Below are 25,012 nucleotides of genomic sequence, written 5' to 3' on the forward strand. Positions count from 1 at the left end.
AGATTTAGGAATCTGCGCTTTTTGGTTTTTTGTCCGGAAAGTTTTCCAAAACAAAAGACTCTGAATTGTTGTAGCAGAAATCATTTACTGCTTTTTCCACATCTTCCTTGGATTTCAAATGTGCCAAATGCGCTTTGCCCGCATTCCTTCTTTCTTGATCGATAATTGAAATCAAATTTTCTGAGAATTGCTCAAATTCCAGAGCGGTGGGATAGGGGTTGACAGGATCGATCAAGCCTTCAAAATCAGTTCCTATGGTCAGGGATTTCCAAATTTGGCGTTTTTCTGAGTCGCTAAGATTTGGATTCTCAAAAGCACTTTTTAGAATTCCTTCAATGTTTTCCCAAATCAATTGGATTCCATTTCGGCTTGTATTTTTGTCTTTTTTGGTGATTCCCAAGATTCGCTGGTCAAAGGATAGACCGAATAGGCCACGGGTTTGGGCTATGATCTCGATGTCCTCATCACACATATTGATATTCCAAGCATTAAACTTGCCACTAGGGTCGGTGTAATCGTCCTTTTCTTTTCCTTCCAGTTCTATGTGTTTGTCCAAGGTGCTGATTCCGGAATAACCGCAATGAGATGCGATTACCGGGATTCGGTCGCCTTTGGCAAGGCAGTCTTTGACCATGGCATAATACTCCTGTCTTGACCTTGCACTCATGTGTTTGACATCGATCAGGGTTCTGTAACCCAATTCTGTGTCCTTTTCCAGATGATTGTTCAGTCCTAAGATTTCTTTAATTATTCTTCTCCCGTTATTGTTGAAGCCTTGGTTCATTCTTTTCCGCTGATTGAGAAGGAGTTTTCCGCTATCAGGAATAGAATGCGCATGGCCACAAAGCTTATTATCAAAATGATGCGCAAAAGTGATGAAAAAGACAGGGTAGTCCCATTCCTTTTTCATGTGCTTTATTCGATCGGAGACTTCCTGAATGGATTGGACCCGGTCCGTACCAAAGGAATGAGCACCTTCTATGGAAAGTACCATGGTGATTTCATTTGGGTTTGTCAGGGAATTTTCTAGCTCCTGTTTTGTTTTTGGAATTCGATAGGAAGAGTTGGTAGCCAAGTATTCCTTTGGATATTGGCGGGCTCTTTTCAGTTCAGCCCGTTTTCTCCCAAGTAAATTTCCGGGAAGATAGATTTCATTTTTTGGAATGACTTTTCCCGAATCCATGGAAACAAACTCAAATTCCCTGTTCAAGGATTCCCAATAATCATAATCGGAAGACTGGACATAATCCACCATCCGATCCGGAATTTTCATATAGGCTACCTGAATAAAGTCCCGTAGTGGCAATTTGTGGGAGGTTGCGAATGCTATCAGGAATTTGTACCATTTGTCCTCGCCAATTTGTGGTTTCATTCCCTTCACAAAATCCCGTTCGAGTGGATACATGGAATTGAAAGTCAGTCTTAGATTTGAATTCCAGCATTTTACCAGATCGATTTGGGAATAGGAAGCCCCCATTTTTCCAGCCTCATGGTTCTTTTTGTTAGAAGCAATGACAGTCCAAGGACTAAACTCCCCCTTTCGCTCGAATTTTTTCCTTTTTTCCTGCATCTGGAAATGCGCACGCATATGGTTGTGGCAATGAAGATCTGAGAATTTCCTAGCCATGACCTAAATAGAAAAAATGGAACTGTTGCCTTTGCAAACCTGGATAATGTCTTCCACAACCGAAGGGGAGTTGGTATAATACCAATGGTGGACGGTGTCATGCAAAAGTCCGTCATCGTCCTCAATGTAGGTGACATCACATTGGTAAATGTCATCCGCAAGATTGACGGAGTTTTTGGCTCCCCATCTTCCCAGTCTGTTAAAGGCATTTTTGGTTAATTCGGAAATACCCAGAGCTTGATCCTTGTTGTTGTAATAAATATGGACCCGCTCCCCAAAATCGATCAGTTTGTAAAGGGGGTTGGGTTTTTCCATGGCATAATAATCGATGTCTGCCCCCACTAAAAGAATCTCCCCAAAAATTGAACTGACTTCTATCCCGATATCATTCACACCTTTGACCATGTTTTCCAAAACGCGGTTGCCCATACTATGGCACATAAGATGAATCTTCTGGTTGCACATGGGTTTTCTTTCCTGTACGAATTTCTTTTTGAAAAATTCCCGAAGGGATGCCATGGATCGAGCCAGGGCAAAGCCAGACTGCATGGCATCATAAGCATCTGATCTGTATTTCAAGAGTTTTTTCTTGGCTGGCCAGGTAAACAGGACGATGTGCTTAATCGTGGAATGTTCAGGTTCTACATATTTTTTATTCAACTCTGCCAAAGTCTGGAGGGCTGTTTCAAGATCAGATTTAAACCCGTGGACAAAAACCAGTATGTCTTCCTGAATAATAACTCCTTCTTTGTTTTTTCTTTGTTTTACCCCTGAATTATAGAGTTCCTCAAAAACCTTTGTGGAGGGGAAGACAGACTTGTTTACCTCTTTGTCATCGGCATATTTCTCCAGAGTAGCCTCGGCGACTTCAGAAAAAATATTGATTTTAAAGTCCTTCAGTTTCCTTGCCTTTTTGGGGTCAAATGAAACCGTACCATATCGTAGGTTGTGACGAGCCTCTTCATCTCCGTCTTTTCGCATGAATTCTTTTTCATTTACTGAAATGTAATTGCTGCTTTTACGGGACGTGACCTCTCTGTTTGTGATGATGAAATGTGTTACCATAAAATGTAAGTTTAAAATGTAAACAGGTACTGTTGAGTTGCACCTTTTAAAATTTAAAGAGTACTAAAATCCGGTGCATCAATAATGAAAACTCCTTTAATATTGGAAATTATCTTGTCTAAATCAATTATAAATATTTGAAATTGAAGCTTTTGTATATTTTTTAGGGATAGTTTTCATTATTGAATTAGAATGATTGAATTTTGAACTCAATATTGAATAACGATTAATGACACCTATGAAAAGACAACTTTCTATTTTTCTCTTTGCCTCCATTTTGGCTTTTGCAAGCTCTTGCCAAAAGAAGGAAGCGGAAGTTTTCTCAACTCCCATCGAGACTATTGCATTCGGATCCTGCAACAGACAAAATCTCCCTCAGCCCTTATGGAGACCTATCATTGAAGACCATCCTGATTTATGGGTTTGGATGGGTGATAATATTTATGGGGATTCACCGATAATGGATACCCTGAAAGCAAAGTATGACTTACAAAACCAAGTGCTTGATTATCAGGAACTGAAAAAATCCACTCCCATAATAGGTATATGGGATGATCACGATTATGGCATAAATGACGGGGGAAAACAATTTGCCCAGAAAGAAGCATCGAAGCAACTCATGTTAGATTTTTTAGGTGTTCCAGAGGATGCTCCAGAGCGGAAGAGGGAAGGAGCTTATTCTTCCCATTTGTTTGGTCAGGGTGAAAATCTAGTCAAAGTCCTGCTCTTGGATGCGCGTTATTTTAGGGATACTCTTGAGCGGATCGACCGAGTTTATCAAACCAATGAAACTGGGCAAGTTTTAGGAGAGACTCAGTGGAAATGGCTGGAGGAAGAGTTAAAAAACAGTCCGGCAAAGGTGCACCTTATTGTCTCCGGAATTCAGATGCTTCCTGTAGAGCATGCTTATGAGAAATGGGCTAATTTTCCCAAAGAGAGGGAACGCTTGTTGAACCTAATTTCTAAATCAGGTGCAGGAACTCCAATTTTGCTTAGTGGAGACCGACATATAGCGGAAATCATGAAGTTACAAGATGAGCGATTCCCCCAGGGTTTGTTTGAAATTACCTCAAGTGGCTTGACCCATACTTGGGGTTCGATTTCAGAGGAACCCAATCAATTTAGAATTGGGGAGTTAATTGCCAAGCTTAATTATGGATTGGCCAAATTCGATTGGGAAAAGGAAGAAGTTCTCTTTGAGATCAAGGGAGAAAATGGAAATGTTTACGCGACACAGAAAATCCCATTTACCAAATAAAAAAAGAAAGGACTCTGAATTTCTCAGAGTCCTTTCTTTTTTTAGAAACCGACTGCAGCATCATCTCCGCGGGGGTCAGCTCCGCCTTCAAGTTTGCCATCAGGTAGTACCAAAATGGCATCCACTTTTCCAATGATAGGATTATTGTTCTCCAGAATGATATATCCTTTTGCTTTTAGGTTTTCAATCAAAGTGCTGTCAAAAGAATCCGGTTCGAAACTTACCAGATCAGGTAGCCACTGATGGTGGAATCGGGCAGCTTCTACGGCCTCTTGCATGCTCATGCCAAATTCGTGAACATTGAGAATAGTCTGAACAACTGAAGTAATAATTGTCGACCCACCCGGGGTGCCCACTACCATCCAAAGTTTCCCCTCTTTTTCCACCAAAGTTGGAGTCATTGAGCTCAGCATTCGTTTACCGGGTGCAATGCTGTTTGCTTCTGCTCCAACCAATCCGAACATATTGGGTTCTCCAGGTTTGGAACTGAAATCATCCATTTCATTATTCATGAAAAAGCCTAATTCATCGATAAACACTTTGGATCCATACCCTCCATTCAAGGTTGTGGTAATGGAAATAGCATTGCCATCAGCGTCCACAATGGAATAATGGGTGGTCTCCATACTTTCCGAAAAAGCGATTTCTCCTTTTGCGATGTCTTCGGATTTGGTGGCTTTTTCAAAACTGAAATTTTCCATCCTCGATCTCAGGTAATCAGAATCGAGTAAGTCTGCCACAGGAATTTTTACAAAGTCAGGATCGCCCAGATAATAATTTCGATCCGCATAGGCTCTGCGCTCTGCTTCAGCTAGGATTTGAATATGTTCCGGAGAATGATGGCCGTAGCCCTTTAAATCAAATGGCTCGATCATTTTAAAAATCTGCCCGATGGTAATTCCTCCTGAACTTGGAGGTGACATGGAAATGATTTTCAGGTCCTTATAATCAAAGACAATCGGGTCTCTCCAAACAGCATCATAGGAAGCTAAGTCTTCTTCAGTAATGATCCCTCCAATTTTCTGCATATGGGCTGCCATTATTTTGGCAGTTTCTCCCTTGTAAAATTCGTCCCTTCCATTTTTTGCTATTCTTTCAAGGGTTTGTGCCAAAACAGGGATTTTTAAAGTGTCGCCTGCTTTGATTTCCTGGGCAAAGAAGGTTTCCTCTCCATTGACTTCAATAAATGTCTCCCGAAGTCTTTGTAGTCTTTCTGCCTGTCTTTCTGTTATGACAAACCCTTTTTGGGCAAGTTCGATAACTGGCTGCAGGATTTCTTCCGGTGAAAGCTTTCCGAATTTTTCCTGTGCTTTGAAGATTCCAGCAATGGTTCCCGGTACTCCGGAAGCCAAAGCTCCTTTAGTACTCAATCCGGGGATCACATTTCCGTTTTCATCGAGGTACATGTTCTTTTCTGCGGCAAGAGGTGCCTTTTCTCGGTAATCTATGGAACCGACACTTCCATCCGCTAACCTGTAAACTGCGAATCCTCCGCCTCCCAAATTTCCAGCGAAAGGATAGGTTACGGCCAAAGCCATTTCTGTGGCCATCATTGCATCAAAAGCATTGCCTCCTTTTTGGATGATTTCCAAACCAATTGCTGAGGCTTCCTGCCTAGCGGAAACCACCATTGCTTTTTCCGCAATCAGTCCGGTTTTAGAGGTTGTTGTTTCTGTTTTTTTACAGGAAAAGAAAACAGAAACCAAGGCTAGACTTGCCCAGAGTTTAAGGTTGATTTTACGCGTTTTCATATTATTTATTCAGGAGGGTGGAATTAAACAGTTTTAATATTCGCTTGTATTCATCAGTCCAAGAGCTGGGCTCAACGAAGCCGTGATCTTCTACAGGATAAATGGCCATTTCCCAGTTGTCTTTTTCCAGTTCAATCAGACGTTGAGAAAGTCTCACCACATCCTGAAAGTGAACATTTACATCTACCATACCATGAGCCATTAGGAGATTTCCTTTGAGACCTTCCGCAAAATAAATAGGAGAGGAGCGTCTGTAGGCAATTGGATCTTCTTCGGGTGTATTGAGGATATTTGAGGTGTATCCGTGATTGTAATGGGCCCAATCAGTCACAGATCTTAAAGCTGCGCCTGATTTGAATACATCCGGTTGTGTGAATAAAGCCATTAGAGTAATAAAACCTCCATAGCTTCCTCCATAAATGCCGATCCGTCCTGCATCAATTCCATGTGTATTGACTAGGTATTTGGCTCCATCTACTTGGTCTGACAGATCTTTTCCTCCCATATGGCGATAAATGCCGGTTCTCCAATCTCTTCCATATCCTGCTGAAGCACGATAGTCAATATCCAGAACAGTATAGCCTAAGTCGGTCAACAGATTGTGGAACATGTATTCCCGGAAATAGGTACTCCACCATTTATGCACGTTCTGTAAGTAACCAGCCCCATGTACAAAAATTATTGCAGCACCATTTTTCTTCTCAGGGCTAGGGGCATAAATCCGTGCAGGGACCATGGCTCCATCTTCCGCCTTGAATCTTACTATTTCCGGGTCTCTCCAGGAATATGCCTTAAATTCTTCACTTTGTCCTGAAGTAAGTTGTTTGGCTTCCGCACCTGCTTTATTGGCCTGTAGGTATAATTCTGTTGGTTTGTTGCTGTAGGAATGTAAAATTGCTAGGTGCTTTTCATCTGGAGACAGTTCAACCTGATTATTGCCGGGCATGGAGGTTAATTTCTCCATTTTTCCTCCCATCAAGGGCATTCTGTAAAAATGCCGCTCACCTGGATCTACTTCTGATGTAGTCAGGTACCAATGTTTTTGATCTTTAGAAATAAAGGGGTCGAATACTTCAAAATCACCTGAAGTCAGGGCTTTTTTATCTCCCGTATTTACATCCAAAAGGTATAAATGGGAATACCCGCTTTCCTCCGATTGGAAGTAGATGTGCTGATTGTCGGGAAGCCACCCGAGAGTTCCTCCCGAAAAAGTCCAGCCAATTCCAGGACCTGCGATCCAAGCCTCATCACGTTGGCGGTCCAGGTTTTTTAGATTGCCTGTGGCAAGGTCGACCTGCAATATCCATCGGTCTTTATTGTCAAAAGACCTTGCCTGAATAATGGCTTTACTACCATCCGGAGAAAATACAGGTCCAAATAATGCCAGTTTTCGGTTTACTTCCTCCCAGTTCTTTTCAGGATAATCCTTGGTATAGTCCGGCAAGTCTTTTAACCCGGGGATGTTTTCGGTACTTATAAAATAGACCGTGTCCCGCTGCAAATCATAAATTCCAATTTCGGAGGTTGTTGGTTCGGTTCCTACTTTTGGTCTGGCATTCAAATCCTCAGTATATCCTGATGCCGCCACATAATCTGGAACCTTTGTGTTTTTGTTGGGTGAGGTTTTATAAAAAGAGAATGTGGCATAATGTCCGTCTGGAGAGAGCTGAAGGTTTACTGGATTTTTCCCTTCGGTATAATAAACAAAGTCTTTGTTTTTAGGCTCAGCTATGGATTCTCTATAGGCTTTTCTCTGGCTGGCAGCATCTTCACGCTCCCTGACCACCTGAAGAAGATGAAGATTCTCCTCTTTCAAAAATCCTGCATCTTTCTCGGTTGATTTTTCAGGGTTTTTTGGGGCATTCCCGGTAGAAATTGCCGTGACCCGTTTTACGGCTCCTGATTCCGTATCAAGGATAAAAATATTGTTGTCACTGATAAAAGAGATCAATTTTGGGTCTGCCAAAAAGCTGGGATTACTGATTCGTTGATGCCAGTCCAAGAGTTCGGTTATTTTTCCTGTCCGCAGGTTTTCAAGAAGTATTTTTTGTTGGTTTAGAAATACTCGGAGTGTTTTTTCCGAATTGAAATCTGCTTCGGCTCTTCTGAGTTGTTTTTCCTCAGGCCAACTTACTTTTAGGATTTCTGAAGACCCAAGGATGATCTTATACAGGGAATCGGCAGGATCTCTGTCTTGATTATATTGGAAATAAATAGTTTTGCTGTCCTGACTCCATTGGGTTTGTGAAGGGAAAACTCCCATCCACATAGGATCGCGCATGATATATTCTACAGACAAAGGGGATTGAGCCTGAATCTCCCGAAATGATGCCAATAGGAGAATCAGCAAAAGGGTTTTTTGCTTCATGGGATTTTGAAGTATGAAAGGCGAAATTTAAGAAAGGGACTTGAGAAACTGATGCAGCTCGCTTTCAATAATATTCAGATGCTCTTGAAGTTTTGCATTGAGTTCCTTGGATTGTTCTAGGTTTGCCTCTATGTCTTCCAGGATTTTCCGGGTTTTTAAGGCACCGATATAGCTCATACTTGGCTTTGCCTTATGGCACCTTTTTTTAATGGTTGAATAATCCCCTTGCTCATAAAAGTGATTAAGTTCTTTCAAATCATGGATGTTTGTTGACAAAATGATTTGAATCATTTCAATAATCATCTCCGGGTCATCGTCCCCGAAATATTGATGAATTGCTTGTTCACTGATGATTTTATACATAGAGGTTGGGTGAAAAAAGGATAAGGGACAAAAAATCCATATCCTGATTGTTTTCTTAAAAATAAAAACATTTTTCAAAAAACTATATTTCTCTCATACGAGTTTCCAGAATATAGAAAGAACTGGAAAAGTATTGACTCAATTTCTAATTTTGTTGGAGTTAAAGGAAAAGGACAAAGGCTATGCAAAAGAATAAAAAGATATTTCTGATTCTGTTTGTGATCTTTATGCTGATTATGCTTTGGATTGGTTACGATATATCCCAGCGCACAACTTTTCCGGGTTCCAAAGGAAATTTGAAAGAGCGGATTTCAAATGAAGGGGAAGTACAATGACAGGTAAGAAAATAGATGTAGACCGGCTCGATTTGGAGCGAATGAAAGATAAGACGGCTGAAAACCCCGGAACACTTCCCTATGCCCATCATTCTGGAAGTTCAGTGATCAGGCCGGAAGACAAAGGTAAAATCACCGGCAGGGCCGTGGCTTCCATGCATTCCCAAACCGATATGCAAATGGCCCAGATTTATGAGCAAATGCGTTTGTTGGCAGATCAGGCCAACAAAATCAAAGCACGAGTGGAGGTTTCGGAACGTATCTACCAAGCGTCTATTTCCTTTGAACCTTTGATCAACCATATCTACTACCTGTACCAGAAGAAAGACGGTAGTGATTTTCTTAGTATGATTGCTCCTGAGGAATGGGGCAGAAAACGGGATTTCTCAGCATTTGTGGCTGAAGTAAAATTATTGGCAGACCACACTTGGGAGATTCTCCGTTCAAATAATTGACAATGCATAATTTATTGATTCGAAACCTTCTTGACATCATTAAGGAAGGAGAAGTGTTTTTTGAAGATGATTTTCAATTGGAAATCAACCCCAATTTTCTGGATGAAAAGGGGAAAAGCTGGCTAAAGGAAATATTTGAGGACTTAGGTGGAGTAGGTGATTTACCCCTTTTGGAAAGGCTGAAGTTTGATTTTAAAATAAACAGGCATCTTTTTATTTATGACTCTGAACTTCATTTCAATCGGTACAGATTGATCACATTGCGATCTGAATTGTATGAAAATCTATCCTTTCCTTTTTTTGAAAGCCACAAACGACTTTGTCGTAATTACGAAAAAGACTGCTTGAAATCAGGGCTACAACAAAGAATCTGGGATGGACCGCCAGTTGCAAAAAGTTGGTTTGGGCAGGCGTCTGAGCCTGGGGATTTTTCCGGTTTTGGGGCCTCTGGATGGAAACTGACTGCTTACAATGATGCTCAAATTGATCTTCAAAGCAGGATTCACGGATACAAATTGGTTCGTTTATCCCCCTATGAAACTTTGATGACAGGAGGTTCGCTGAAGCGATTGGATCAACTTTTAATCAATCCTAAGGAGGACATGCGAAAGGTGATTCTAAGTTGGTTTATCAGGAAATTAGGACAATAAAAAAAGAGGAAGCTAAATGCTTCCTCTTTTGAGTTTTAGGCAAAAAGGCCAAACATTTCCCGTTCGATCTTTTCAACAATGAAGGAAAAATCCTCAGGCCTTTCCACAAAGTCAAGCTCATTCACATCAATGATCAAGAGCTTTCCCTCCTTATAATTACCAATCCATTCCTCATAATGCGAATTGAGGTTTTTCAGGTAATCGATTCGCATGGCTGTTTCATAGGTTCTGCCTCTTTTTTCGATTTGTCCGACCAATTTGGGGATATCCGCTTTGAGATAAATCAGTAAGTCAGGGGCCTTTACGTGGGCAATCATGCTCTCAAAGAGATTCCTATAATTGTAATAATCCCGTTCAGTCAAAAGCTTACTTTTGTAGAGGTTGGCGGCGAAAATATACGCGTCTTCGTAGATCGTTCGGTCCTGAATCGTTGGATTCTTACTTTCCTGGATCTTCTTTATTTGATTGAAACGTGAATTGAGAAAATATACCTGCAGGTGAAATGCCCAGCGTTTCATATCCTCATAGAAATCTGGTAAGTAGGGGTTGTTGTCTACAGATTCAAACTCCGCCTTCCAGCCATAGTGTTTTGCAAGTTTCTCGGTGAGCGTAGTTTTCCCGCTACCGATATTTCCGGATACTGCTAAATGCATAGTGTACTGTTGTTCTCTTATTTTTTAAATCTTGGAGCGAGGACCAATTCCTTGCTTCCGGGAGTATAGTGATAAAAGCCTTCACCGGTTTTCACTCCTTTATGGCCGGCCTCAACCATGTTTACCAATAGGGGACAGGGTGCATACTTTGGATTTCCAAATCCGTCATGTAATACCCTCAAGATGGAAAGACATACGTCCAATCCAATGAAGTCTGCCAATTGCAGGGGTCCCATGGGATGGGCCATTCCCAATTTCATGACCGTATCAATCTCTTCAACTCCAGCCACACCTTCATATAGGCTGAATATGGCTTCATTGATCATTGGCATCAATATCCTGTTAGCAACAAAGCCAGGGTAATCATTGACTTCTACTGGTACTTTGTTCAGTTTTTTGGAAAGTTCCATGATCAGATTTGTCACTTCATCTGAAGTAGCATATCCACGGATCACTTCTACCAATTTCATAACAGGAACTGGGTTCATAAAGTGCATTCCTATGACTTGAGTTGGTCTTTGGGTGGCTGATGCGATCTTGGTAATGGAAATCGAAGAAGTATTAGAAGCCAGAATTGCAGATTTTGGAGTAAACTCATCCAACTGTCTGAACAGATCCAGTTTGATGTTCATATTTTCAGTAGCAGCTTCGACTACAAGGTCCGCATTTTCAACACCCGACTTCAGGTCCGTAAAACCCGCAATATTAGAAATCGCGGCTTCTTTCTCTTCCTCTGTTATCAGGCCTTTACTTACCTGGCGGTCCAGGTTTTTCTGAATGGTCGCAAAGGCTTTGTCCAGAAATTCCTGTTTAATATCGATTAGGGAAACTTTGTAGCCATGTTGGGCAAAAACATGGGCAATGCCGTTTCCCATGGTGCCGGAACCTATTACTGAGATGTTTTTCATAAGAGTCTGGTTTTTAAAAGCGTAGTATTTGGGTTTATGAGCCTACAAGAAAGACTGTTTTTTTATGGACCTAAAACTAATTCCAAGGTAAAGGAATTCCAATTTTTCAGGCTTCCATTCCTGAATTGTATGTAATGAAAGCTTTCCTAAGATTCTGGATTAATGCCTACCTTTACCTCATGAAAGAATTAGGGCTAATCAGCAAACTTCCAATTAGAAGGTTTACAGAATACGGTGCATACTTGGGATTGGAATCCGGCGAAGAGGTATTGATGCCAAAAGCTTATTTGAATGGGGATGAGGAGGAAGGAAGCGAAGTTGAAGTTTTCGTTTATACCGACAGTGAGGACAGACCTGTAGCTGTTACCCAAAGACCTTTAATTCTCTTGGATGAATTTGCGGTTTTGGAAGCCAAGGAAGTGACCCCATTTGGTGCATTTATGGATTGGGGGCTACCTAAAGATCTTTTTGTGCCAAATGCTGAAATGGCAAAGCCCATGGAGGCCGGACAAAAATACCTGATCAGATTATGCGTGGACTATAGATCCAACCGCCTAATTGGTGTCAGTAAGTACAAGGATTTCATTTATCCAGCTCCAAAGGATTATGAAAGGGGAAATGAAGTGGAGGGATTGGTTTTTGAAAAGACTGACTTGGGTTATAAGGTATTATTAGAGGATAGATACGAAGGTCTGATATATGCAAATGAGGTCTTTCAGCCTCTTTCAATTGGGGAACGGAAAAAACTCTTTGTCAAGAAGAGGAGAGATGATGGCAAAATAGATTTACAGCTTTTGCCTATAGGAAGAGCTAAATATGATGAGGGTTCGGAAAAAATACTGTCCATTCTGAAAGAAAAGTCTTTTTTGCCCCTTCATGACAAATCTGATCCAGAAGAGATCCAGAGGGTGCTGGGAATGAGCAAAAAGCACTTCAAACAGTGCATTGGGCAACTGTACAAGGCCAGGGAGATCCTGATTTTACCAGATGGGATAAGCCTGATTACTGACTAATCGAACTTAAGTACATCGGAAGGAGTGTTGCATAAAATAGCCTTATCATGGTAGATCACGATGGGTGCTTTTACCAGATAAGGATATTTGACAAGAATCTCCAACCAACCTGCATCATCAAAATCCTTTCCCGCTATGAATTCCTGATAATCAGGATGGGCGCGGTTCAAAAGATCTTTAGCATGCATATCAAGTTTGAGCAGTATTGATTCCCATTGGGTTTCGGTGATATCCTCTTTGCAAATATCAATCTGATTGACGTAATCAGCGATTGAACTTGCATAGGCCAGTGCTTTTTTATCCACAGGCTGAGCTGCGCAGTGGTAAAAGAAAAGTTCGGAAGGATGCGTCTTCATTATTCCAGTTGTTTAGTATCATTTAAATTACGAAAAATCCCAGCTTAGGTAAAGCGGAATTACCTGATTTAAGTCAGTTTCGAAAATATCATTTTACGTATATTGGAAATAAATTTAGAAAATTTCATAAAGGAGAGTAAATCGGAATATTCTTCTAATAAAAAACTAAAAGAACGTCTGAGAAAGGTCAAGCCAAAGGTCCTTGACGAACAGTTCGAGACACTTCATGATTCTGTTTTTCAGGAATTGGATTGTTTGTCCTGTGCCAATTGCTGCAAAACCACCAGTCCGATTTTTTTGCAGACGGATATAGATCGTTTAGCTAAGGTTTTTCGAATGAAATCAAGTGAATTCATGGACGAATATCTCTACAGGGATGAAGAGGGGGACTTTGTATTAAAGGAGGCGCCTTGTCCTTTTTTGGGTACGGACAATAAATGTCTGGTATATGAAAGTCGACCTAAAGCCTGTCGGGAATATCCCCATACAAACAGAAAAAATATCCACGGCATTTTGGGGTTAACCCTTAAAAACAGCCTAGTTTGCCCTGCAGTTTTCAAAATTTTCCAGCAGATTGGAAAAGATTATAGGAAGTAAGGCATTTTTTTGGCTTTTTTGAGTATCAAACCTATGAATAACATGATAGAAAATACTGATACCCACTTTTTGGGCGTCGACGTGGGGGGAACCCACCTTAAAATTGGCCTTATCGATAAGGATGGGACCATGCTTGATTTTGAAAAAGAGGAAACGACGCCTTTTCGTGATCATCCGGAAGGTTTTGGAACAGCCTTTATTGAGGGTTTGGATAAATACCTCAAAAAATACCCGCAAGTCGAAAAGATCGGAATTGGATTGCCGGGCTTGATCAGCAAGGACAGAACAACAACTTTGGAAATTCCAGCGATTCCAAGCCTGAATGGTTTTGATTTAAAAGGTGGTTTGGAAGCTAAATACCCTCACCATGATTTTTTCTTGGAAAATGATGCAGCAGCTGCAGCTATAGGGGAGTTTTACTTTGGTCAAGGGGATCCATCCGAAAATTTCTTGTTTATCACTATGGGAACGGGAATTGGAAGTGCCTTGATTTTAGATGGGCAAGTATTCAAAGGTTCCCGTGGAAATGCCATGGAAATGGGACATATGCTATCTGATGGAAATTCCAGGCTGGAGACCTTGATAGGAAGAAAAGGTATTCTGGATATCATGGACCGGATGATTAAGGCTTATCCTGAAAAGGCCGGGGATTTATTGAAAAATGAGCTGGGTATCCATTTATTGGTAGATACAGCCAGGGCTGGAAATGAGGTTTCTTTGATGGTTTTTGAGGAAGTGGCAACTACCCTAGGAAAGGCGATTGTATCAGCCATCCGAATTCTAGACGTGACAGAAATTTATTTCGGAGGAGGAATTTCGGCAGGTTTGGAGTTTATGTCTCCGGTAATGGAGCGAACCATCAGACAATACCTAACTCAGTACTATAATAAAGATCTTAAGCTTAAAAAAGCCACACTTGAAAACAACGCGGGTACACTAGGTGCAGCTGCGCTTTGTTTTATGGGTTCAGGTCTGTGATCGTCACTTCTGAAACCCGGCTTAAAGCATTCATTCGAAAAAGAACCTTGAGGGGTTCTTTTTCTATTTTTACTCCTTCACAATCCTTGCTCGGTTCCAAAAAGTAAAAGAAGAAACTCTGGCTTTTGTCTACTAATTCGACCCGGTCCGGTCTTCCAAAAGTTTTGATCAGGGCCTGATTGTCTGCACCAAGGAAATTATTCTTGATCCTCTCGAACTCATCTTTATCCTGCAATCTCAAACCTTTGCAACCGTACCTGTCATTTTTCCAGTTTTCAATATTGATGGTTCCGGTCTCCAGTTTTCCGGAGCAAGAAGAAAGAAAAGCAAGTAGAGTCAGGGAAACAATTAATGCTATTTTCTGCATGTCAGTTTTTTCAGATTGGGATATTTTTTAATTCCGTTCGGCAATTGGAAACAGCCTGCACAGGTAATTGGTTTGCTGTGCAAAGTAAGTACAGATATACGAATGCGGCTTCATCAAGTGATTGAAATTTCAAAGATTTATAAGTTCTCTGATTCTCATCATTTTGGATGTAAATCCACAATTGGAGACAGTTTTTGTCAAAGATTGAACTTGGAATTGCCCGGTTCTGTTTGCTTAAATCCTTTATATTAGCGCAATTAATTACCCCCTTCGATATGTATTATAGATTTGGAAAAGCCTTTTATTTTCTCAGTGTCGCATTCTTCGTTTTTTTATTGCTTTATTTCTACTCTGCGTTGCCGGATTCGGTAGCGTATCAGTTTGATGAAGAAGGCTTTGCAGTCTCCAGTTTGAGCCGAAGTGGCTTTTTTTATGGGATGGTCCTTGTGTTTTTGTTAATCAATGCTGTGGTACTTTTCCCGCCTAAAATGCTGGAAACCAAATCCCACAGAAGGTTGCATAGGATTTTTCCACTTGGTGACATTTTCAGAGATTATTTTCTGACATGGTTTTATTCATTTGGAGGCGTGGTAAATTTGAGTTTGTCCCTTTTGGTTTTTTATATTCATTCCATCAATAATCAGGAAGAAATCAGATCCTACGATCTGGATTTTGTTTTCTATTTGGTACCATTTTTCCTGATTGTCTGGATTGTAGTACTTTTCTTGCTCTTTGCAGGAAAAGCCAGACAGTTGAAAAGTCAGGGATAAGAAATAAGAATTATGGCAGAAGCAGTAAAATATACAGAAGACAGTATCAAGTCCCTTGATTGGAGGGAACATATCCGATTGCGTCCCGGTATGTATATCGGCAAACTCGGGGATGGAAGTGCACAGGATGATGGGATATATGTATTGGTAAAAGAAGTTCTGGATAATTCCATAGATGAGCACATGATGGGATTTGGCAGAACCATCGATGTGAAGATTTCCGAACATAGAGTGGAGGTTCGTGACTACGGTAGAGGGATTCCTCTGGGTAAAGTCATAGACTGCGTTTCCAAAATTAATACAGGAGGGAAGTATGATTCCGGGGCATTTCAGAAGTCTGTGGGATTGAACGGGGTAGGTACAAAGGCAGTAAACGCTCTTTCGGATTACTTCAAAGTTCAGTCTTTTAGAGATGGGGAATCTAAAACGGCAGAATTCGAAAAAGGAATTCTTTTGTCAGATAATAAAATTGAAAAAAGTACCGAACGTAACGGTACCAAGGTGACTTTTTCTCCAGATGCCAGTATTTTCAAGAATTACCATTTTATTCCCGAATACCTTGAAAACCAAATCTGGAATTATGCCTATTTGAATGCAGGGCTTACTATAAATTACAACGGCAAGAAATATTTTTCTGACAAAGGGCTCTATGATTTGCTTGCTAATAAGGTTGATGAGGAAAGTATTCGCTATCCAATTATACACTTAAAAGGTAACGATATAGAAATAGCATTAACTCATAGCAACCAATATGGCGAGGAATATTACTCCTTTGTCAATGGGCAATATACCACTCAAGGTGGAACTCACCTGGCTGCATTCCGAGAAGCTTTAGTAAAGACCGTCCGGGAGTTTTTCAAAAAAGATTACGATGCTTCAGATATCCGTCAAAGTGTTGTTGCGGCTATAGCAGTAAGAGTTCAAGAACCTGTTTTTGAATCCCAAACCAAAACCAAACTTGGATCCCAGTCCGTGGGTCCAGACGGTCCAACGCTAAGGACTTTTGTCAATGATTTCATCAAAACCGAACTGGATAATTATCTCCATAAGAATCCGGCTGTAGCAGATGCTTTGTTGAAGCGGATTCTTCAGTCTGAGCGGGAAAGAAAGGAAATTTCAGGAATCAAAAAGCTGGCTAATGAGCGAGCGAAAAAAGCCAATCTTCATAACAAGAAATTGAGGGATTGTAGAATTCATTACGATGATTCAAAGGCTAATGAAGACGCAAAAAACAACACCATGCTGTTCATCACAGAAGGAGATTCGGCTTCTGGTTCCATCACCAAATCCAGGGATGTGCAAACGCAAGCAGTATTTTCACTTCGTGGTAAGCCGTTGAACTGCTTTGGTATGACCAAAAAAGTGGTCTATGAGAACGAAGAATTTAACCTTCTCCAACATGCCCTGAATATTGAGGATGGAATTGAAAACTTGAGATATAGGAAAATTGTCATTGCAACCGATGCGGATGTGGATGGGATGCATATCCGTCTTTTGATTATGACTTATTTCTTGCAGTTTTTTCCAGATTTGGTAAAAAATGGGCATCTGTTTATTCTGGACACACCTCTGTTTCGGGTAAGGAATAAAAAGGAGACAATTTATTGCTATACCGATGAAGAACGGCAGCGTGCAATTCACAAACTGGGAAATAAACCTGAAATCACTCGATTCAAAGGTTTAGGAGAAATCTCCCCTGAGGAATTTGGGAATTTCATCGGGGAGGATATCCGATTGGATCCCATTATTCTCAACAAGGAAACCAAAATTTCCGATCTGTTGAACTTCTATATGGGTAAGAATACTCCAGATCGCCAAAGTTTCATCATTGATAACCTAAGGATTGAAAAGGATTTGGCCCTGGATGATCCTAAAAGCGTGAAGGAAGAGGAAAGCGAGGCGGCTTAATAGATTGAACCCATTCATTAATTTTTGGCCTTTTTGTAGCCAAAATTCTGAGTTTTAAAATGAGCGATATTACGAATACTAATTTGGGAGGTCAGGACGAAAGTCTTCATGATTCGGTGCCTGTAACCGGAATGTATAAAGATTGGTTCTTGGATTATGCCTCCTATGTGATTTTGGAGCGTGCTGTTCCTGCCATAGAAGACGGGTTGAAGCCGGTTCAGAGGCGAATCCTTCACGCCATGAAGGAAATGGATGATGGACGCTTCAATAAAGTTGCGAATATCATAGGGCAATCCATGCAATATCACCCCCACGGTGATGCTTCAATCGGTGATGCCATTGTAAATCTTGGACAAAAAGACCTTTTGATTGAAACCCAGGGAAACTGGGGTGATGTACGTACCGGAGATAGGGCTGCAGCTTCCAGATACATTGAGGCGCGTTTGTCCAAGTTTGCACTTGAAGTTGTATTTAATCCTCAGACTACTGAATGGCAGCTTTCTTATGATGGGAGAAAGCGTGAACCAGTAACCCTTCCTGTCAAATTCCCACTTTTGCTAGCTCAGGGGGTAGAAGGAATCGCGGTGGGACTTTCTACCAAGATTCTTCCGCACAACTTCATCGAATTACTGGAAGGCTCCATTGAAATCCTAAAAGGCAATAAAACGAACATTCTCCCTGATTTTAACTTGGGTGGATTGGCAGACTTTTCAGAGTACAATGAAGGACTTCGAGGTGGGAAAGTAAAGGTTCGCGCAAAAATTGAAGAAGAGGATAGTAAGACTTTATTAATCAAGGAAATACCGTATGGTACTACGACGGATTCTTTAATCGATTCCATTCTAAAAGCGAATGACAAAGGAAAGATTAAAATCAAAAAAGTTGTAGATAATACCGCCAAGGATGTAGAAATTCAGGTGCATCTGGCTGCTGGAGTTTCTCCGGATGTGACCATTGATGCGCTCTATGCTTTTACGGACTGTGAGGTTTCCATCTCGCCAAATGCCTGTGTGATTGTGGATGAAAAGCCGGTCTTTATGTCGGTGAATCAGATCCTGGAATACAACACCAAGCAAACCAAAGCCCTTCTGAAAAGAGAACTCGAAATCCGAAAGGCTGAGTTGATGGAGAAGTTGTTGTTCTCATCCCTGGAAAAAATCTTTATAGAAAATAAGATCTACCGGGATATAGAAGAATGTACCACTTGGGAAGGTGTATTGGAAGCGATAGATAAGGGCTTGGACCCCTATAAGCCTGATTTTTATAGAGAAATCACCCAAGAGGATTTGGTCAGACTGACAGAGATCAGAATTAAGCGGATTTCAAAATTCGATGCCTTCAAAGCAGATGAGTTGATGAAGCGCTTGCAAGAGGAGCTTAAAGAGGTCAATTACAATCTCAAGCACCTGACCGAATTTGCAATCAAGTATTTTGAGAATCTTTTGAACAAGTATGGCAAGGGACGCGAGCGAAAGACAGAAATTCGTGCCTTTGATACCATTCAGGCCACTGTGGTTGCTGCCAATAATGCCAAGTTGTATGTAAACCGTACGGATGGATTTGTTGGCTACGGGCTAAAGAAAGATGAATTTGTCTGTGACTGTTCTGACTTGGATGACATCATCGTAATCCGTAAAGACGGGGTATGCATGGTGTCCAAAATCCAGGAGAAAAACTTCATGGGTAAGGACATCCTTTACGTTGGAGTGTTCCGGAAAGGGGATGAAAGGATGGTTTACAACCTGATATACCTTGACGGGACTTCAGGGAGAGCGATGGTGAAGCGTTTCCAGGTGTTGGGAGTCACCAGAGATAAAGAATACGACTTAACAAAAGGAACAAAGGGTTCTAAAGTGTTGTATTTGACTGCAAATTCGAACGGGGAAGCCGAAATAGTGACAGTCTATTTGACCCAGGGAGCAAAGGCAAGAGTTAAGGTTTTTGATTTTGACTTTGCTACCATTGAAATCAAGGGCAGAGGCGCCGGAGGAAATATTCTGACCAAATATCCAATTCGAAAAATCCAGCTTAAAATGGAAGGTGCATCCACTTTGGGAGGACTTGACATTTACTACGACCCGGTTGTAGGGAGACTCAATACGGATCAAAGAGGCAAGCTGATCGGGAATTTCTTTGGAGAAGATAGAATTTTGGTGTGCTATAAATCTGGTGATTATGAGTTGACCAATTTTGAATTAACCAATCGATATGAGCCGAGTGATGTGCTTTTTATTGAGAAGTTTGATCCTGAAAAAGTTATCTCTGCGGTCTATTACGATGGTGTAGGCAAAAACTTCATAGTGAAGCGTTTCCTGATAGAGACTACTACGATGAATAAGAAGTTCAACTTTATCACCGATCATAGACAATCTTATTTGAAGCTTATATCTACGGAAAAACAACCACAGGTGATCGCGACAGTGTTGAAAGGAAAGACAGAGGAAGAGGTTGAGTATGATCTGGATATGTTGGTGGATGTGAAAGGATGGAAAGCCATTGGCAACAAATTGAGCACTCATCCAATCAAAGAACTGAAATTGATTGAGCCGGTATTGAAAAAAGAGGAAGCCAAAAATGAGGAGTCTGAATCAACTTCCGGCAATGAGGATGAACTCGAAATAGGCAGTACTATAGACCTCTCACCCAAAAATGAGGATGATGAGCAATTGGGACTGTTTTGATTCAAAAGTTCATATCAATGGATAAAGGGGAGGAAAATCTCAACCAAGGGTTATTGGATTATTTGGGACAGTACATCACCGACCATAAAAAAAACGTGATGGAGGAGGTACTGAAGAATAGAACCCGATTTCTGACCGTGGTCTTGGAGGATATTTTCAAACCCCATAATGCCAGTGCTGTGCTTCGAACCTGCGATTGTTTTGGCCTGCAGGATGTCCATGTAATCGAGAAAACCAATACTTATAAAATCAATCCTTACGTAACTCGAGGAGCATCCCAATGGGTTGATTTGCATAAGTTTTACAACGAGGAAGGTTCGGCGGTTCAGGATTGTTTCAATACTTTGAGGGAAAAGGGTTATAAGATCATGGCGACAAGTCCTGATCCGAGTTCAATTTCAATTTACGATTTGGAGCCCGATCAGAAGTTGGCTTTGGTTTTTGGAAATGAACATGAGGGAGTAAGCGATGAAGTAAAGCAGAATGCAGATGGGCTAGTTCATATTCCCATGTTGGGTTTTACCGAGAGTTTCAATATTTCTGTCTCAGCCTCTATTTTCCTGTATGATTTGATCCATAAGGCCCAGGCATATAAGCATTTGGATTTTTATTTAAGCGACGAAGAAAAACAAGAGCTTCGACTACAATGGTATAGGAGTGTGGTGAAAAATTCGGACATCCATGAAAAAGCCTATTTACAATCCATCAGGAAATTGTAGTACGTATATAAATGAAAAATCCCCTCAAGGAGGGGATTTTTTTATGATTCATGGATTACAATTTTTTCTATTTTGTCACCTTGTCTTATGGCGTCAATTACATCCAAGCCTTCGGTTACTTTTCCAAAACAGGTGTGTCTTCTGTCCAAATGTGCGGTATTATCCCTACTATGGCAGATGAAAAACTGGGAACCTCCGGTATTTCTTCCTGCATGGGCCATGGATAAAACCCCGCGGTCATGGTACTGAAATTCCCCATCCAGTTCACAGTCAATTTTGTAACCTGGTCCTCCGGTGCCATTTCCGATTGGACATCCGCCTTGGATCACGAAATTTGGAATAACCCGATGGAAAGTGAGTCCATCATAAAATCCTTTTTCTGCAAGGTCAATAAAATTCTGGACTGTCTTTGGAGCATCTTTTTCATAAAACTCCACTTTCATGGTTCCTTTTTCAGTGATGATTTCTGCGCTTTTCATGCGAATCTATTGGTATATTTTCCTTCTATTCTTTAAACTCGGACAAAAATAAGAGTTGGGGTGGATTTCCCATCCTTTAATTCAAATTGTTTTTATTGAAATTTATTTATAAAATTTTAAACTAATAAAAGGCATTTCATTAGTTTATTAATTTAAAACCGGAAAAATTAAGACTTTAAAGTAAAGGAGTGCAAAAAAGCCTGCTTAAAAACAGGCTTTTCAATTTAGTTAATAAGCTCCAAATCAAATCCTTGGGGCTCCTGCCAATAAGTCATCGGAAGCAAATTCCTTAAACTGTTCGAAGTTTTCAATAAAGGCTTGGGCAAGTTCTTTTGCCTTTTTATCATAAGCATCAGGATCCGCCCATGTATTCCTTGCGTTGAGAATCTCGGAGGGAACAATTGGGCAGCTTTGTGGAACCTTGAATCCGAAAACGGGATGTTCTTGATATTCTACATCATCCAGAGCACCTTCTAGGGCAGCGGAAATCATCGCGCGGGTATATACCAGTTTCATCCTTGAACCTCTTCCAAAAGGACCGCCTGTCCATCCAGTGTTGATGAGCCACACATTGGTGTCGTATTTCTCCATTTTCTCCCCAAATAAAGTGGCGTAGGCCGTAGGGTGTAAGGGAAGAAATGCTGCCCCAAAACATGCTGAAAAGGTAAGCTTAGGTTCAGTAACCCCCATTTCTGTTCCTGCAACTTTTGCAGTATATCCGGAAATAAAATGGTACATGGCTTGGCTCTTGTCCAGTTTTGATATCGGAGGCATCACTCCGAATGCATCCGCAGTCAAAAAGAAAATATTTCTAGGAATGCCTCCTGTTGAAGGCTCCATTACATTTGGGATGAAATGGATCGGGTAGGCCGTTCGGGTGTTTTCGGTTACTGATTTGTTCGAAAAGTCCACCTCCCTGCTTTCAGGTTTGAATCGAGTATTTTCAACTATGGACCCAAATCGGATGGCATCCCAGATTTCTGGTTCTTTTTCTCTGCTTAGATCAATTACCTTGGCGTAACAGCCCCCTTCGAAATTGAAAACCCCTTTTTCAGTCCAGGCATGTTCGTCATCTCCGATCAGCCTTCTTTTAGGATCTGCTGAAAGAGTGGTTTTCCCAGTGCCGGAAAGCCCGAAAAATATGGCCGTATCCTCATCTTTACCCACATTGGCAGAGCAGTGCATGGAAAGGATATTTTTCTCATGAGGAAGGATGAAATTCAAAACCGAAAAGATTCCTTTTTTCATTTCTCCGGCATAACCGGTTCCACCAATCAGGATCATTCGTTTGCTGAGATTTAGGATAGCAAAATTTGAATTTTTGGTACCATCTATTTCTGGGTCAGCTTGAAATTCAGGAGCGCAAATAATAGTGAAATCATGCTGGAAACTTTCTAATTCCTTGGAGTCAGGTCTTAGAAACATGTTGTTGCAGAATAAATTATGCCAAGCCCAGGTATTAATGATCCGAAGGTTCAGGCGGTGATCGGAGTCGGCACCGGCATAAGCATCTCTAATAAAAAGGTCTTTATCAGACAGGAAATGCTTCATTTTTTCGAGCAAGCCGTCAAACTTGTCTTCATCAAAAGGAATGTTAATGTCTCCCCACCAGACACTTTTTGCGGTTTTTTCATCTCGCACGATGTAACGGTCTTTAGGGGATCTTCCGGTAAATTTTCCTGTATCGGCCATCAAAGCCCCAGTTGAAGTAAGAACTGCTTCATTTCTAGCTAAAGCATGTTCGACTAATTCGGCTGGGGCTAGATTGCGATAGACTTTTCCACTTGTCTGCAAGTCAGAAAAAGCCATAGGAGAGGTCTGGTTGTCCAGAACAAAATCCTGCATAAATATTGGGTTTACAAACTGAAAATTGTCTGATCAAAATTAAGTAAAAGCACCAAATTGAAAATGAAAAATCTTTAAAATTTCTTCATTCAATCGATTACGAAGAAAAAACAGGGTATTATTTGGAATTTGAGTTCTAGGTTCAGATTTTACCAAAATTGGTGATTTAAAAAAGAGCCATCTCCAAGGAAGTAAAGCAGTTTCATCATAAAGCTCTTTGGAAAGAAACAGGAAATTGGTTTATCATTGTAAAATCGTATTAACCCAAATCAAACTATCTATTGGAAACTCCAAATAACCCTGAATTTGAAGGGCCAACCATTTTCGGCCATCCGAAAGGCTTGATGACATTGTTTTTCACAGAGATGTGGGAACGTTTCAGCTATTACGGAATGCGAGCTTTGCTCATCTTATTTATGACCACAGCAATCACCGATGGTGGTCTCGGCTTTGACGACCAGACCTCCGGAGCAATTTATGGTTTATATACCATGGGGGTGTATCTATTGGCGTTGCCGGGAGGCTGGCTTGCTGACAGACTCTTTGGTTTAAAAAAATCTGTCTGGTATGGAGGAATAATAATTGCCTTGGGTCATTTTACCATGGCATTACCAGGGATCTTTAATTACGGTTCAGATTATGCTTCTAAGGCTTCTCTAACTCCTTTGGATACCAATTCCTTTTTTCTTGGCTTGATCCTGATTGTTTTAGGGACTGGTCTCCTAAAGCCAAATATTAGTTCGATTGTCGGCCAGCTTTATCCTGCGGGTAGTTCAAAAAGGGATGCAGGCTTTTCTATTTTCTATATGGGGATCAACTTGGGTGCTTTGATTGCTCCCATAGCTTGTTCTACACTTGCTGCATATGACTGGCATCTTGGCTTTGGATTGGCAGGATTGGGGATGGTTTTTGGCCTAATCCAATACAAATTGAGTGGTAGTACGCTAGATGGTTATGGTGATGCTCCTGAAGCAGTTGGTGATAAAGAAATATCCCAGCGGAAAAAGCTCAAGTCTACGGTTGCCTGGATTGGAATCCTATTAGCTGTATTTGTTGCTATTCTATTTACTGGTATTGTTCCTTTTAATGTGTTTGCTATTGCAGGGGCATCCGGTTCAATTATAGCCTTGGTAGCATTTGGCTACTTAGGGTATGTGATCCTGTTTGGAGGACTTAATAAATCCGACAAAAACAAGGTAGGAGTAATTGCTATTCTCTTCTTTTTCTCGGCCATGTTCTGGTCTGGCTTTGAGCAAGCAGGCTCGACTTTGAATTTGTTTGCAGAAAGATTTACTGACCGAAGCGTTCTTGGATTTGAAATCCCTACTGGTTATTTCCAGTCCATCAATTCCATGTTCATTATCATATTTGCTCCAATTTTTGGAGGATTGTGGGTTTGGTTGGGTAGAAGAAATCTCGAACCAAGCTCTCCTTTGAAATTTACCTTTGGTTTGCTTCTTCTGGGACTTGGGTTTTTCGTAATGTATTTCGCCGCCAAGATCGCCGCATCTGGAGATTTGGCCGCCCCAACATGGCTGATTTTAACCTATATGTTCCATACATTCGGTGAGCTGAGCCTTTCGCCTGTTGGATTGAGTTTGGTGACCAAATTGGCTCCTAAAGGATATGGTGGACAAATGATGGGGATCTGGTTCCTTTCTGTGTCTCTCGGTAATCTTCTTGCCGGTTTGATTGCCGGTGAAGCCAGTGGGGGAACAGAGGAAGCTCTGGCCCAAATGCCGGATCAGTATATGATGATCGTCTACACAGTTATCGGTTCTGCTGTGGTACTCTTCCTGCTCCGGCCAATGATCCGAAGGATGATGGGGAATGTCCACTAAAAAAAAGAGGCTCGAATCATTTTCG

22 protein-coding genes are annotated in these 25,012 nt (G+C 41.1%); 11 read left to right on the forward strand and 11 right to left on the reverse strand.

Going from position 1 to position 25,012, the window contains the following annotated elements; genetic code table 11:
* Positions 1-4: 4 nt before the first annotated feature.
* On the reverse strand, positions 5-1,627 hold the full coding sequence (locus tag P2G54_RS07675) for a membrane dipeptidase (RefSeq protein ID WP_275869839.1): 1,623 nt from the start codon (positions 1,625-1,627) through the stop codon (positions 5-7).
* A gap of 3 nt (positions 1,628-1,630) precedes the next feature.
* Positions 1,631-2,692, reverse strand: coding sequence for an alpha/beta hydrolase (locus tag P2G54_RS07680; RefSeq protein WP_275869840.1), 1,062 nt, complete (start codon positions 2,690-2,692; stop codon positions 1,631-1,633).
* Between the two features lie 238 nt (positions 2,693-2,930).
* On the opposite strand from P2G54_RS07680, the gene P2G54_RS07685 reads away from it, so the two are divergent.
* Positions 2,931-3,950, forward strand: coding sequence for an alkaline phosphatase D family protein (locus tag P2G54_RS07685; protein ID WP_275869841.1), 1,020 nt, complete (start codon positions 2,931-2,933; stop codon positions 3,948-3,950).
* 41 nt (positions 3,951-3,991) lie between these two features.
* Here P2G54_RS07685 and ggt read toward each other — a convergent pair whose 3' ends face one another.
* Genes ggt through P2G54_RS07700 form a run of 3 tightly spaced genes read right to left on the reverse strand, consistent with a single transcriptional unit; the run spans position 3,992 to position 8,432 of the window.
* On the reverse strand, positions 3,992-5,701 hold the full coding sequence (ggt, locus tag P2G54_RS07690) for a gamma-glutamyltransferase (protein WP_275869842.1): 1,710 nt from the start codon (positions 5,699-5,701) through the stop codon (positions 3,992-3,994).
* A gap of 1 nt (position 5,702) precedes the next feature.
* Positions 5,703-8,069 carry a prolyl oligopeptidase family serine peptidase gene (locus P2G54_RS07695; RefSeq protein WP_275869843.1) on the reverse strand — a complete coding sequence of 789 codons (2,367 nt, stop codon included), beginning with the start codon at positions 8,067-8,069 and terminating at the stop codon, positions 5,703-5,705.
* Positions 8,070-8,096: 27 nt separating this feature from the next.
* Positions 8,097-8,432 carry an Hpt domain-containing protein gene (locus tag P2G54_RS07700; RefSeq protein WP_275869844.1) on the reverse strand — a complete coding sequence of 112 codons (336 nt, stop codon included), beginning with the start codon at positions 8,430-8,432 and terminating at the stop codon, positions 8,097-8,099.
* A gap of 331 nt (positions 8,433-8,763) precedes the next feature.
* Between P2G54_RS07700 and P2G54_RS07705 the strand changes: the two genes are divergently transcribed.
* Both P2G54_RS07705 and P2G54_RS07710 read left to right on the forward strand, forming a co-directional pair.
* Positions 8,764-9,222 carry a DUF2452 domain-containing protein gene (locus P2G54_RS07705; RefSeq protein WP_275869845.1) on the forward strand — a complete coding sequence of 153 codons (459 nt, stop codon included), beginning with the start codon at positions 8,764-8,766 and terminating at the stop codon, positions 9,220-9,222.
* Between the two features lie 2 nt (positions 9,223-9,224).
* Positions 9,225-9,872 (forward strand): hypothetical protein, encoded by a 648-nt coding sequence (locus P2G54_RS07710; protein ID WP_275869847.1) that lies wholly within the window; start codon positions 9,225-9,227, stop codon positions 9,870-9,872.
* 35 nt (positions 9,873-9,907) lie between these two features.
* On the opposite strand, the gene P2G54_RS07715 is transcribed toward P2G54_RS07710, so the two are convergent.
* Together P2G54_RS07715 and P2G54_RS07720 are read right to left on the reverse strand one after the other, a co-directional pair.
* Positions 9,908-10,525 carry a deoxynucleoside kinase gene (locus P2G54_RS07715; RefSeq protein WP_275869849.1) on the reverse strand — a complete coding sequence of 206 codons (618 nt, stop codon included), beginning with the start codon at positions 10,523-10,525 and terminating at the stop codon, positions 9,908-9,910.
* A 17-nt stretch (positions 10,526-10,542) separates the two neighbouring features.
* Positions 10,543-11,433, reverse strand: coding sequence for a 3-hydroxybutyryl-CoA dehydrogenase (locus P2G54_RS07720; protein WP_275869851.1), 891 nt, complete (start codon positions 11,431-11,433; stop codon positions 10,543-10,545).
* 179 nt (positions 11,434-11,612) lie between these two features.
* On the opposite strand from P2G54_RS07720, the gene P2G54_RS07725 reads away from it, so the two are divergent.
* The gene (locus P2G54_RS07725; protein WP_275870683.1) at positions 11,613-12,446 is read left to right on the forward strand and encodes a S1-like domain-containing RNA-binding protein; all 834 of its coding nucleotides are present in this window, start codon (positions 11,613-11,615) and stop codon (positions 12,444-12,446) included.
* Here the strand turns inward: P2G54_RS07725 and P2G54_RS07730 are convergent.
* Positions 12,443-12,802, reverse strand: coding sequence for an ArsC/Spx/MgsR family protein (locus P2G54_RS07730; protein ID WP_275869854.1), 360 nt, complete (start codon positions 12,800-12,802; stop codon positions 12,443-12,445). The two genes, P2G54_RS07725 and P2G54_RS07730, sit on opposite strands and share 4 nt — an antisense overlap.
* A gap of 255 nt (positions 12,803-13,057) precedes the next feature.
* Between P2G54_RS07730 and P2G54_RS07735 the strand changes: the two genes are divergently transcribed.
* Positions 13,058-13,399: a YkgJ family cysteine cluster protein gene (locus P2G54_RS07735; RefSeq protein ID WP_345795470.1), complete on the forward strand. Its 342-nt coding sequence runs from the start codon at positions 13,058-13,060 to the stop codon at positions 13,397-13,399.
* A 45-nt stretch (positions 13,400-13,444) separates the two neighbouring features.
* Positions 13,445-14,377, forward strand: a complete 933-nt coding sequence (locus P2G54_RS07740; RefSeq protein ID WP_275870687.1) for an ROK family protein — start codon at positions 13,445-13,447, stop codon at positions 14,375-14,377.
* On the opposite strand, the gene P2G54_RS07745 is transcribed toward P2G54_RS07740, so the two are convergent.
* Positions 14,358-14,744, reverse strand: coding sequence for a hypothetical protein (locus P2G54_RS07745; protein WP_275869856.1), 387 nt, complete (start codon positions 14,742-14,744; stop codon positions 14,358-14,360). The two genes, P2G54_RS07740 and P2G54_RS07745, sit on opposite strands and share 20 nt — an antisense overlap.
* A 275-nt stretch (positions 14,745-15,019) precedes the next feature.
* On the opposite strand from P2G54_RS07745, the gene P2G54_RS07750 reads away from it, so the two are divergent.
* The 4 genes from P2G54_RS07750 to P2G54_RS07765 are packed head-to-tail and all read left to right on the forward strand — an operon-like array spanning position 15,020 to position 20,822.
* Positions 15,020-15,514 (forward strand): DNA topoisomerase IV, encoded by a 495-nt coding sequence (locus P2G54_RS07750; protein WP_275869858.1) that lies wholly within the window; start codon positions 15,020-15,022, stop codon positions 15,512-15,514.
* Positions 15,515-15,526: 12 nt separating this feature from the next.
* A complete protein-coding gene (locus tag P2G54_RS07755; RefSeq protein ID WP_275869859.1) occupies positions 15,527-17,422 on the forward strand; it encodes a DNA topoisomerase IV subunit B in 1,896 nt (631 codons plus the stop codon).
* 59 nt (positions 17,423-17,481) lie between these two features.
* A complete protein-coding gene (locus P2G54_RS07760; RefSeq protein ID WP_275869861.1) occupies positions 17,482-20,103 on the forward strand; it encodes a DNA gyrase/topoisomerase IV subunit A in 2,622 nt (873 codons plus the stop codon).
* A gap of 17 nt (positions 20,104-20,120) precedes the next feature.
* Positions 20,121-20,822, forward strand: a complete 702-nt coding sequence (locus P2G54_RS07765) for an RNA methyltransferase (RefSeq protein WP_275869863.1) — start codon at positions 20,121-20,123, stop codon at positions 20,820-20,822.
* A gap of 41 nt (positions 20,823-20,863) precedes the next feature.
* Here the strand turns inward: P2G54_RS07765 and P2G54_RS07770 are convergent, their stop codons facing one another.
* A complete protein-coding gene (locus P2G54_RS07770; RefSeq protein WP_275869865.1) occupies positions 20,864-21,301 on the reverse strand; it encodes a peptidylprolyl isomerase in 438 nt (145 codons plus the stop codon).
* A gap of 243 nt (positions 21,302-21,544) precedes the next feature.
* On the reverse strand, positions 21,545-23,146 hold the full coding sequence (pckA, locus tag P2G54_RS07775; RefSeq protein ID WP_275869866.1) for a phosphoenolpyruvate carboxykinase (ATP): 1,602 nt from the start codon (positions 23,144-23,146) through the stop codon (positions 21,545-21,547).
* A 281-nt stretch (positions 23,147-23,427) separates the two neighbouring features.
* Here pckA and P2G54_RS07780 point away from each other — a divergent pair, with 281 nt between their 5' ends.
* Entirely contained in the window at positions 23,428-24,987 is a 1,560-nt protein-coding gene (locus P2G54_RS07780) for a peptide MFS transporter (RefSeq protein WP_275869867.1), read from the forward strand.
* Positions 24,988-25,012 lie beyond the last annotated feature (25 nt).

Origin of the sequence: Algoriphagus sp. CAU 1675, from assembly GCF_029222925.1 — a bacterium.
Lineage (GTDB): Bacteria > Bacteroidota > Bacteroidia > Cytophagales > Cyclobacteriaceae > Algoriphagus.

Coding starts and splice junctions, on each gene's coding strand:
- P2G54_RS07685 (WP_275869841.1), top strand. CDS start 2,931: ATGAAAAGACAACTTTCTATTTTTCTCTTTGCCTCCATTTTGGCTTTT.
- P2G54_RS07715 (WP_275869849.1), bottom strand. CDS start 10,525: ATGCATTTAGCAGTATCCGGAAATATCGGTAGCGGGAAAACTACGCTC.
- P2G54_RS07695 (WP_275869843.1), bottom strand. CDS start 8,069: ATGAAGCAAAAAACCCTTTTGCTGATTCTCCTATTGGCATCATTTCGG.
- P2G54_RS07730 (WP_275869854.1), bottom strand. CDS start 12,802: ATGAAGACGCATCCTTCCGAACTTTTCTTTTACCACTGCGCAGCTCAG.
- P2G54_RS07770 (WP_275869865.1), bottom strand. CDS start 21,301: ATGAAAAGCGCAGAAATCATCACTGAAAAAGGAACCATGAAAGTGGAG.
- P2G54_RS07745 (WP_275869856.1), bottom strand. CDS start 14,744: ATGCAGAAAATAGCATTAATTGTTTCCCTGACTCTACTTGCTTTTCTT.
- P2G54_RS07760 (WP_275869861.1), top strand. CDS start 17,482: ATGAGCGATATTACGAATACTAATTTGGGAGGTCAGGACGAAAGTCTT.
- P2G54_RS07680 (WP_275869840.1), bottom strand. CDS start 2,692: ATGGTAACACATTTCATCATCACAAACAGAGAGGTCACGTCCCGTAAA.
- pckA (WP_275869866.1), bottom strand. CDS start 23,146: ATGCAGGATTTTGTTCTGGACAACCAGACCTCTCCTATGGCTTTTTCT.
- P2G54_RS07675 (WP_275869839.1), bottom strand. CDS start 1,627: ATGGCTAGGAAATTCTCAGATCTTCATTGCCACAACCATATGCGTGCG.
- P2G54_RS07705 (WP_275869845.1), top strand. CDS start 8,764: ATGACAGGTAAGAAAATAGATGTAGACCGGCTCGATTTGGAGCGAATG.
- P2G54_RS07765 (WP_275869863.1), top strand. CDS start 20,121: ATGGATAAAGGGGAGGAAAATCTCAACCAAGGGTTATTGGATTATTTG.
- P2G54_RS07700 (WP_275869844.1), bottom strand. CDS start 8,432: ATGTATAAAATCATCAGTGAACAAGCAATTCATCAATATTTCGGGGAC.
- P2G54_RS07755 (WP_275869859.1), top strand. CDS start 15,527: ATGGCAGAAGCAGTAAAATATACAGAAGACAGTATCAAGTCCCTTGAT.
- P2G54_RS07750 (WP_275869858.1), top strand. CDS start 15,020: ATGTATTATAGATTTGGAAAAGCCTTTTATTTTCTCAGTGTCGCATTC.
- ggt (WP_275869842.1), bottom strand. CDS start 5,701: ATGAAAACGCGTAAAATCAACCTTAAACTCTGGGCAAGTCTAGCCTTG.
- P2G54_RS07725 (WP_275870683.1), top strand. CDS start 11,613: ATGAAAGAATTAGGGCTAATCAGCAAACTTCCAATTAGAAGGTTTACA.
- P2G54_RS07720 (WP_275869851.1), bottom strand. CDS start 11,433: ATGAAAAACATCTCAGTAATAGGTTCCGGCACCATGGGAAACGGCATT.
- P2G54_RS07710 (WP_275869847.1), top strand. CDS start 9,225: ATGCATAATTTATTGATTCGAAACCTTCTTGACATCATTAAGGAAGGA.